Here is a 9,306-nt window from a genome sequence, read left to right as displayed (position 1 = left end):
GGCCCTGGTCAGCGTGACCGACTTCGTCGCCGCCCAAGCCGTCACTGCGCTCGCCCAGCCCGGTGACGGCGCCAGGCGCGCCTACCTGCTGGTGGGTCTCCTGCACTGCGGGCAGTGCGGACGGAGCATGGAATCCCAGTGGAGCCACGGCAACCCGTGCTACCGGTGCCGGCACGGCCACACCAGCGCCCAGAACCCTGCCACACGCCCGGCCGCGAATTTGCACCTGCGCGAAGACGTCATCGTCGCCCACGCCCTCACAAAGATAGGCCAGATCGGCAGCGCCGATCCCAAGATCCGACTGGAACTCGCGCACCTTCAGCGATCCACCGAACCGCAGGACCTCGCCCGATTCCTCCGCGACCACTCGATCACGATCATCTGCCATCAGAGCAGCATCGCCCTGGAACTCGACGAGACGATGTTGGAGATCAACCGCACCGATAGAACGACGGTCAGCGCGCTGGCGCGGGTCCCACGCCAGCGCGCTCCGACAGCCCGCAACAAGCAAATCAATCGCTGACCTTGAATGCTTCGCAGGGGTTTGCGTGTCCGACAGGAAGGTCTTCTCGACGGTGATCGCTGGCAGGTCGGTTGACCTCGCGGCCGTGCCGGGTCAGCCCATCGGGGCGGCCTGCGTGTCTGGTGTGATGTACCGGTGAGGGTGCAGGGCGACAGCGAGTTGACGGTGCTGGTGGATCGGTTGCGGCGGGATCGTCGCCGTGACCCGTACTCCGGCCGGGACTCCTACTCGCGCACGGCGCGTGAGGTCGCCGACCGCTGCGAAAAGTTGATCGACGTGGGTGAGGCGTCGGTCGCGGTGCCGTTGCTGCGCAAGGCGGTCGATCGGATGACGGGCGCCCTGATGTACATGGACAGCTCCTCTGGCGTGCTCGGCAACGACCTGGCGTACCTGATGGAGGTCTACGCCCGGGCGTGTCGGGCCGCGCCGCCTCGGCCGGCAGGGTTGGCGGCGTGGCTGGTGAAGCTGGTGTGCGACGGCCCGGGCTGGCCGGACGTGGTGCTGCGCGAGTGGGCTCCGGCCCTGGGGCCGAAGGGCCTTGCCGAGGTCGCGCGATTGGTCGACGAGCGTGCCGCAGAGACCGAGCCCGATGACTGGCATCGGCAATGGGCGGTGCGGTACCTGCGGGAGCAGATCGCTGAGGTCTCCGGCGACGTGGACCGCCACGTACAGGTCCTGGCGGAGCGTCTGGTCAGCGCAGACCAGTACGGACGGATCGTCACGGTACTGGGGCAGGCGCAGCGCCCCACCGAGGCGATCGACTGGGCCCGACGCGGACTCGCCGCTCACCCGTCGGGTTATCAGGCCGTGGCGCTACGTGACCTACTCGTACAGCTGTTGATCGAGACCGGTGAACCGGAGGCGGCGGTGGCCGAGCGCCGGACGGCGTTCGATGTCCAACCGACGATCGACAACTTCCGGTCGCTGCTGGCCACGGTGGCCGAGACCGATCAGGACGCCGCGCACACCGAACGGGCGTTGACGGTGGTACGCGAGCGTGCCGCAGGGCAGGCGGGATACCTTCTCCACCTGATCGACGTGCTGATCCTCGCCGGTCGTGACAACGAGGCCTGGCGCACCGGGCTCGCGCGCTGGAACGAGATGCCCGCTCGGCAGCGCGTCGAACTGGTGGAGTTGCGGCGGCGCACCCACCCGGCCGAGGTACGCGAGCCCTACCAGGCACTCATCGACGCCCAACTGCTGGACTCCTACGACAAACGCCGCTACGACAAGGCGATCACGCTGCTGTCCCGCCTGCGCGAAGCGTGCGCGGCCACCGGCGAGAGCAGCCGATTCGACGCGTACTTGGAGGCGTTGCGCGCAGCACACCGCCGCCGGCCGACGTTCCTGGCCAAGCTCGACGCCGCCCGCTTCCAGTCCGGCCGATAGGGTGTGCCTGTGGCGGTCCGCATCGACGTTGAGGCGTTTCATGATTCGATCCCCACTGCCGTGGGCGAGACAGCGGCGCGGCTACTGACCGACGGCAGCGTCGGTGAGCTGGAGCCCGCCGGCGGCGGTGTCCAGGCCCTGGTACGCGAGCACGACGCCACCTTCCAGCCCTGGGTGGGCATCGTCGACGGGATCTTCACCGGGGACTGCGATTGCGGGATCAGCGGAGACGACCTGTGCGCACACGCGGTCGCGACCGCGTTGACCGCGTTCCACGCGGGCGCCACCTTCTCCGGCGCCGCCACCCCGCCCGGCGCCGCTCCCGGCGCGCCCGAACACGCCCGCTACCTTCAAGCCGTGCAGCGGCTGTCGCCCCGCCAACTCGCCGAACTGGTGGCGGGGCACGCGGCCCGGGACCGCCTCTTCGCCACCCTGCTGCTGAGCGAGGCCGGCATGCTCGACGCCGCCAACACCTCCGGCCTCGCCGACTTCCGCACTGCGGTCCGGGACGCGTCGACCGTGACCGCCAGCAGCAAGTGGCAGATCTCCGACGTGGAAACCACGGGGCACCGCCTGGCCGGCGAAGTCGAGATCCTCTGCGCCCACCCCGCGACCCCTGCCGCGCTCGACCTGGTCGAGGAAGCAATCCTCGTCTGGGACGACCTGTCCGGTCATCTCCGCGACGCCTACCACATCACCCGCACCGAACCGCAGGTGATCGCCGAGCCGCTCGTAGGCGCGCACCGTGACCTGTGCGAACGCCTCGACCTCCCCTCGGACGAGATCGCCCAGCGACTCAACCGGCTCCTTGCACGCTGCCACTACGACACCGTGGACGTCGACATCTACGCCGATCTCCTCGCTGAGCACGCCGTAGGAATGGCTGGTACGGCCGGTTGCTGATCATCGCGCGCGGAGGTAACGCCGCGCGATGCTTGTGCCGCCCGCCGCAGGACAGGGCAACGCCGCCCGGCAAGCACCAGCGGCGGGGCTACTGCCGACCCCTACAGGTCGATCGTTGTTTGGTGGTAGTGGCTTGACCAACCGGAGTCGTTAAAGCCCTGGTAGCTGAGCTTGACCGGGAGGAACAGGCGTAGACAAAGTGTCCTCAGTCGATTGCTTGGGTTTCGACGGCCACAGTGGAGCCAGTGGCTGTCTTACGGACGTAGAGGCGGGATGGAATCCGCCGACGTAGTTCCGCGACGTGGCTGACCAGTCCGACGGTACGGCCACCTGAGCGCAGGCCGTCGAGGGCGTCGAGTACCTGGTCGAGCGCCTCTTGGTCGAGAGTCCCGAAGCCTTCGTCGACGAAGAGGCTGCCGAGTTGGGTGCCGCCAGCCTCAGCCAGGACGACATCGCTGAGGCCGAGCGCCAGGCACAGCGAGACCAGAAAGGTTTCCCCGCCGGAGAGGGTGGCCGGGCGGCGTTCCTGGCCGGTCCAGGCGTCGACGACGGACAAGCCGAGCCCATTGCGGCCGGCGCGGCGGCCGGTGTCCGACTCGGTGACATGGCGCAGCAGGTAGCGGTTGTGGGTAACCTGCCCGAGTCGGGTGTTCGCCGCCGTGACGACGTGCCGGAACCGGTGGGTCAGCACATAGGTGGAGAGGGTCATCCGGGTACCGCTGTCGCTGCTCTTGCCCTCGACGAGTTGGGCGAGGCGGTTGGCGATCTCGTACTCGGCGCGGATAGGTCTCCACTGAGCGAGGGCGTTGACCAGATCCGGGCCCAGCTGCTTCAGCCGGTCGTGTTGCTCGACGGCGAGGCCATGCTGGGCGTGCAGCTCCGTGGCCCGCAGTCGGGCGGCTTGGTAGGTCTGTTCGCTGCCCTCAACGTCCGGTGATGGTTGGTGTGCGGCGGCGAGCAGGGTGGGGTCCTGTGCTCGTCCTGCGGCCTGGTGGTACTCGCCGTCGAAAGCGTCGATACGCTCCTGCAGGTCGACGATCTCGGGGTCGGTCAGGGCTGCGGCCCGCGCTGCCACGGTGTCGGCGAACTCCGACAGGTGCAGGTGGTGCTGCGCCTCCCGGTGGGCGTCGGCGAGTTCCCTTCCTGCCTGTAGCCACTGCCCCAGGTTGGTCGCTGCGGTCCTGACCTCGGCGATTTCCCCGGTCAGGCGGGTCACCCGCACCCGCAGGGTCTTGTCCTGGCCGCGGACGGCGTCGATGGTCTCGTCGAGTTCGGTGATCTGCGCGGTCAGGGCGGCCTGCTGGGCGTTCGCCACCGCTTCGTCGCGGCCGATGTCGGCGGCTTCGCGGTGCTGATCGGCCAGCATCACGTCGAGGGTTTCCAGGTGGGCGCCGAGTTCGTCGGCCAGTTTCGTCGCCTCAGTCGCCGCCCGCACCGCCTTGCGTGCCTCGGTGACCGTCGACTTCGCATGGGCTGCGGTCAGGTCACCGACCGTCTCGGTGACTTCGTTGAGCTGGGCGTTGATGCGCTCGACGGTGATCTCGGCGCTGCGACGTTCGTCGAGCAGTTCGCCCGCCTCCGTCTTGGCGTGGTCCTCGTCGGCGGCGGAGACGGCGTCGGCGGCTGCCTGCGCGGGTCCGGGGTGTTCCGGGGAGCCACAGACCCCGCAGGGCTGACCGGGCCGCAGTTCACCCGCGAGCTCCGCGGCCATGCCGGCCAGCCGACGCTGCCGTACGTCGAGGTGCCGGGCCTCGGCGGCTTGGTGGCGGTCGACGGCAGTACGCCGTTCCTCCTCGGCGGTCGCAAGCTGCGCGGTGAGGTCGTCGCGGCGCTTGCACGCCTTGGCCTGCTTCTGCGCCTCGTCCAGCCGCAGCTCGGCGGCCTCCCGGTCGGCGGCCACCGCCAGGGCCTGCTCGCGCCGGCCAGTGATTTCGGCATGCTCGACCGGCAGCTCGACCAGGCGGGCGTTGACCTTCTCGCTCCGGCTGGCCAGATCTTCGAGCTTCTTGCCGACCGCCGTCCGCTGCCCTCGCAGCGTGGTCCGTCGCGCCTCGCTGTCGATCGCGGCCTCGGCGGCACGCAGCTGCGTGGTGCGGGTCTGTTCCGCCCGGGTCAGCGCGTCGACGTCGAGGTCGGCCACGTCGACGGCCTCCCCGCCGTCCCGGACAGTCAGCGCGATACGGTCCGGCAGCACCGCCACGTCAGCGGGCAGCGAGGCGAGGTGTTCGATCGTCGTGCGGCGGAGCAGGTCGAGGTCGGTGTGCCGCCGGTCGACCTGGTCGAGGTACGGCTTCAGCGTCGCTGCCGCGCGGGCGGAGTCGAGCTGGCGCTTCCAGCGGTCACGCTCCGGCTTGCGTGTCGTCAGCTCATCGCGCTGCTGCACCGCCGCCTGGTACTCCCGTTGCTGCCCGGCGAGGGTCGCGGCGGCCTGCCGAACCTGGTCGAGGCGCTGCTCCTCCGCCGTACCCACGGCCATGTTCTGGGCCAGGGCCTCCACCAGGTCAGCGGCCCGGTTTCGGTGCACGGCGGCCCAGGCGTCCAGCTCACTCAAGGTGTCAGGCTTGTCGAGATCGGCGGGCACCTCGACCTTGACCACCTCGGCGAAGCGCTGCGTCAGGTCGCGGATCGTGCCGAGGGCCGCGCGTTCCTGCTGGCCGAGTTGCGTCCGGTGCTCCGCCAGCCATCCCTCGGCGCGGGTGAAGATCTCGATGTCGAAGAGGCGCCGCAGGAGCCCCTGCCGGTCGTCGGCAGACGCCTGCAGGAACCTGGCGAACCCGCCCTGGGGCAGCAGGACCACCTGGCAGAACTGCTGGACCTCAAGGCCGGTCTCCGCCCTGATCAGGTCGGCGGCTTCCCGGTGGTCCCTGGTGACGAACTCGGTCCGGTCCGGGAGCTGTTCGACGATCTCGACAAGGGCCTGTTGCCGGGTGGTCCCGCTGCCGCGTCTACGGGGACGCATCCACTCCGGGCTGCGGCTGATCAACAGCCGTCGGTTGGTCAGGGTGACGTCCAGTTCGACCCGGGGGCCGACACCAACGGTGGCATGCTGCGAGTGCAGCGACTTGGCATCGTCCCGGAAACCGGGCACGGACCCGTACAGGGCGAAGCAGATCCCGTCCAGGATCGTGGTCTTCCCCGCGCCGGTATCCCCGTGGATCAGGAACAGGCCGTCGGCCGTGAGCGCCTCGAAGTCCACGCTCACCGTGTGAGGAAACGGCCCGAAGGCGGTCATGGTCAGCCGGTGCAGTCGCATCAGCGGGTCACCTCCACCCGGCGCAGCTCGTCGAAGGTCCGCTGCAGCAGCGCGACCTCGTCGTTGTCCGCCGGCCGACCACGCACCTCGGTCACGAAGTCCAGCGCCACCTCCACCGGTGACAGCCGATCCAGATCGGCGAGATCCCGGCCGCCCACCTCGACGGCCAGGCTCGGCACCACGAGCTTCAGCAGATGTGGGAACCGACGCTTGAGCCGCTCGTGCGGCGACAACGGACGCACCGCATCGGTCAACGTCGCCTCGACCCAACACTGCTCATACGCGCTGTAGGCAGGGCTGTTCAACAATTCCTCCACGGTGCCGGTGAGCCGGGCCATCCGCCTCGGCACCGGAGCAGGAACCTCCTCCACACCGCGCAGCCCGTCGACACCAAAATCCACCAGATAGGACGACTTGACGTGCGCGGCCTCGGAAAAGCTGAACGCCAGCGGTGAACCGCTGTACCGCAACCCGTCGGCCAGACGCTGACGCCCGTGCAAGTGACCCAACGCCACATAGTCGACGCCCTCGAACACCGCACCGGGCACATGCTGCACCCCACCCACGCTGATGTCCCGCTCAGTGTCACAACCCTGACCGCCGGACACGAAGGCGTGCGCCATGACGACGGACCGATAGCCGGGACGAAGGGCCAGATCCGACCGAACCCTACCCATCGCGGCACGCAGCGCCGCCGCGTGACTCCGGTCCTCGACCCCCCAGGCGGCCACCGCCGACGCCGGTTCGAGGAACGGCACCGGGTAGCAAGCGACCCTCGCGTCCTCGTCCTCCAGCAGCACCGGCGTACCCACCGCACCCGTGCCCACCCGCACGTGCACACCGGCCCGCTCCAGCAACCGGGAACTGACACTCAACCGCGCCGGCGAATCATGGTTCCCGGCGATGACGACCACCTGGGTTCCCGCCTCCAGCACGAGCCGGGTCTGCGCCTGATCCCACAGACCGACCGCGTCCGGCGGCGGCACCGCCCGGTCGTAGAGATCACCCGCGATGAGCACCGCATCGACCCGCTCGCTCCGAGCGACCTCGACGAGGTGGTCGATGAACGCCTGATGCGCGTCGTGCAGGCTGAGGCCGTGCAGATGGCGGCCCAGATGCCAGTCCGAGGTGTGAAGAAAACGCACGAGCCGAGACGCTAGAACATCCATTGACCGCAGCACATCACCCCAGCCGACCACACTTCCGGACGAAGATCGGGTGTGTCCCGGCAGTCCGTACGGGAAACCTTTGCTATGGCATGGCTGGAGGACCGGCGGGGCGGCCCTCTTGGCACCGTCGGCGCCACTGGCCTTCGAGGGCCCCGTGCCATACCGCCACAGCCGACCGGTCGCACTGTCTCACACTTCGGCGGGGACACCTCGGGTGAAGGGTCGCCCGGTGTAGACCGTGCGGTGAGCTACCCCCACTTCGGTGGAGAGAGGACTCCACCAAGTTCGGGCGGGGATACCGACACACGGCCGACACTGGCACCGCGCCAGGCGAGTAATAGCCTTGACCCCTCGTCCGCGCCGACGGGTGTGGTGAGTGGCCGAGTCCAACAAACCACTACATCGTTGTCCATCCATACCGAGGGCTGACCGTAAGCCTCGGTGTGGGAGGTCCTGATGCAGTACACGCCGGAACTCGACGGCCCTGACCTGCTCGGCTGGTGGATACGGCAGCCGCCCCGGCGGGGCCGCCCCCGGACGCGGTACCAGGCAACATCAAAGCCGCTGGGTATCCCGTTCGCGTTCTACGGCCGGATGTCGACGCGGGAGTTCCAGGACCGGTTGTCGTCGGCGCGGTGGCAACGCGACTTCGCCGAGGACGTGATCGACGGCCGGGGCGTAATCGTCGCCGAGTTCTTCGACGTCGGCGAGTCCCGTCAGGTGCCCTGGACGCGTCGCCCGCAAGCCGCACGACTACTGGCAGCTCTCGCGGACCCTGGCCGGGGGTTCGACGCGGTTGTCGTGGGCGAGTTCGAGCGAGCGTTCTACGGCAACCAGTTCCGCGACCTCGCGCCGCTGTTCAACCTGTACGGCGTGCAGCTGTGGCTGCCCGAACTCAACGGACCGGTCGACGCCAGCAACGAGTTCCACCTGTCGCTGCTGGCCCTGCTCGGCGTGCACTCGAAACGAGAGGTCCAACGCGCCCGGTTCCGGGCCAAGGCGGCGATGCGCGCCCAGGTGGTCGAGCAAGGCCGTCATCTCGGTGGCCGACCGCCCTACGGCTACCGGCTGGCCGACGCGGGCCCGCACCCGAACCGGGCACACGCCAAATGGGGACGCGTGGCCCACCGGCTGGAACCTGACCCGTCCACTGCACCGCATGTGCAGTGGATGTTCGACCAGCGCCTCGCCGGCCGCAGCGTCGCCGGAATCACCCGCGAGCTCAACGATCGGCATGTGCCCTGCCCGTCCCGCGTCGATCCCGGCCGCAACCCGCACCGCAGCGGCACGGGATGGACGCTACGCACGGTGGCGGCGATCCTCGCCAACCCTCGCTATACCGGCCGGCAGGTCTGGAACCGGCAGCACACCGACCGCGGCCCACTCGACGCCGCCGATGATCTCCTCGGCCAGTCGGAGGCACGCCGCTGGAACCTGATGCAGCAATGGGTGATTTCCCGGGACATCGCGCATCCGCCGCTGGTCAGCGAGCACGACTTCGTCGCCGCCCAACAGGCCAACGCCCTGCCCGCACCGGCCGACGGCGCGAGCGGGCGCTACCTGCTCACCGGGCTGATCCGCTGCCAGGAATGCGGACGGATCCTCGACGCCCACTGGGTCAACAAGCACGCCGCCTACCGCTGCCGCCACGGCCACCGCACCGCCTCAACAGGTGACGGGCCCCGGCCGCGCAACGTCTACATCCACGAAGCCAACGCGATCGCACAACTCGCCGAGTGGCTCGGCGTCCCGGCCACCGACCCCCATGCCGTCACAGACGCACTACTCGAGCACGATCTGCACGTCACCTGCGCAATCGGCGGAACACTGACCATCACCGAGATCCCTGCCCGGGTGCCAGCGCACCGGGCATCCGCAGTCCCGCACCAGCGCCGAACAGCAGAAACCCCCACCGAAGCGCTTCACTGACCGTGAAGAACACGGCGAGTTCAGGCGGTCGTAGCATTTGATCTTGGTGGGTCGGTGGGACAGGATTCCCGCTGTGCGCAACATGTTGACCTTGACCGATCGTGAGGAGATCTCCCGTGGCCTGGCTGAGGGTCTGGAAT

Annotated in this window: 6 protein-coding genes; 4 read left to right on the top strand and 2 right to left on the bottom strand. The window is 69.1% G+C overall.

Annotated elements, in window-relative coordinates; translation table 11 throughout:
- The 3 genes from F8271_RS27615 to F8271_RS33470 form a co-directional block, all read left to right on the top strand.
- Positions 1–523, top strand: a 523-nt coding sequence (locus F8271_RS27615) for a zinc ribbon domain-containing protein (protein ID WP_192580488.1), incomplete at its 5' end; no start/stop codon positions are given.
- A gap of 135 nt (positions 524–658) precedes the next feature.
- On the top strand, positions 659–1,912 hold the full coding sequence (locus F8271_RS27610; RefSeq protein WP_225854805.1) for a lipopolysaccharide assembly protein LapB: 1,254 nt from the start codon (positions 659–661) through the stop codon (positions 1,910–1,912).
- A gap of 60 nt (positions 1,913–1,972) precedes the next feature.
- Positions 1,973–2,815: a hypothetical protein gene (locus F8271_RS33470; RefSeq protein ID WP_225854804.1), complete on the top strand. Its 843-nt coding sequence runs from the start codon at positions 1,973–1,975 to the stop codon at positions 2,813–2,815.
- A 205-nt stretch (positions 2,816–3,020) separates the two neighbouring features.
- On the opposite strand, the gene F8271_RS27600 is transcribed toward F8271_RS33470, so the two are convergent.
- Both F8271_RS27600 and F8271_RS27595 read right to left on the bottom strand, forming a co-directional pair.
- Positions 3,021–6,068, bottom strand: coding sequence for an AAA family ATPase (locus F8271_RS27600; protein WP_151492773.1), 3,048 nt, complete (start codon positions 6,066–6,068; stop codon positions 3,021–3,023).
- On the bottom strand, positions 6,068–7,213 hold the full coding sequence (locus tag F8271_RS27595) for an exonuclease SbcCD subunit D (RefSeq protein ID WP_151492772.1): 1,146 nt from the start codon (positions 7,211–7,213) through the stop codon (positions 6,068–6,070). The genes F8271_RS27600 and F8271_RS27595 overlap by 1 nt, the downstream gene beginning before the upstream one ends.
- Before the next feature lie 645 nt (positions 7,214–7,858).
- Between F8271_RS27595 and F8271_RS27590 the strand changes: the two genes are divergently transcribed.
- On the top strand, positions 7,859–9,166 hold the full coding sequence (locus F8271_RS27590) for a recombinase family protein (protein WP_370461979.1): 1,308 nt from the start codon (positions 7,859–7,861) through the stop codon (positions 9,164–9,166).
- Positions 9,167–9,306: the final 140 nt, after the last annotated feature.

The organism is Micromonospora sp. ALFpr18c (assembly GCF_008868155.1).
GTDB lineage: Bacteria > Actinomycetota > Actinomycetes > Mycobacteriales > Micromonosporaceae > Micromonospora.
This window is presented reverse-complemented; position numbering and strand designations above follow the sequence as displayed.

What these genes read in the sequence shown, in the direction of transcription:
- F8271_RS27600 (WP_151492773.1), bottom strand. Translation starts at nt 6,068, where the DNA reads ATGCGACTGCACCGGCTGACCATGACCGCCTTCGGGCCGTTTCCTCAC.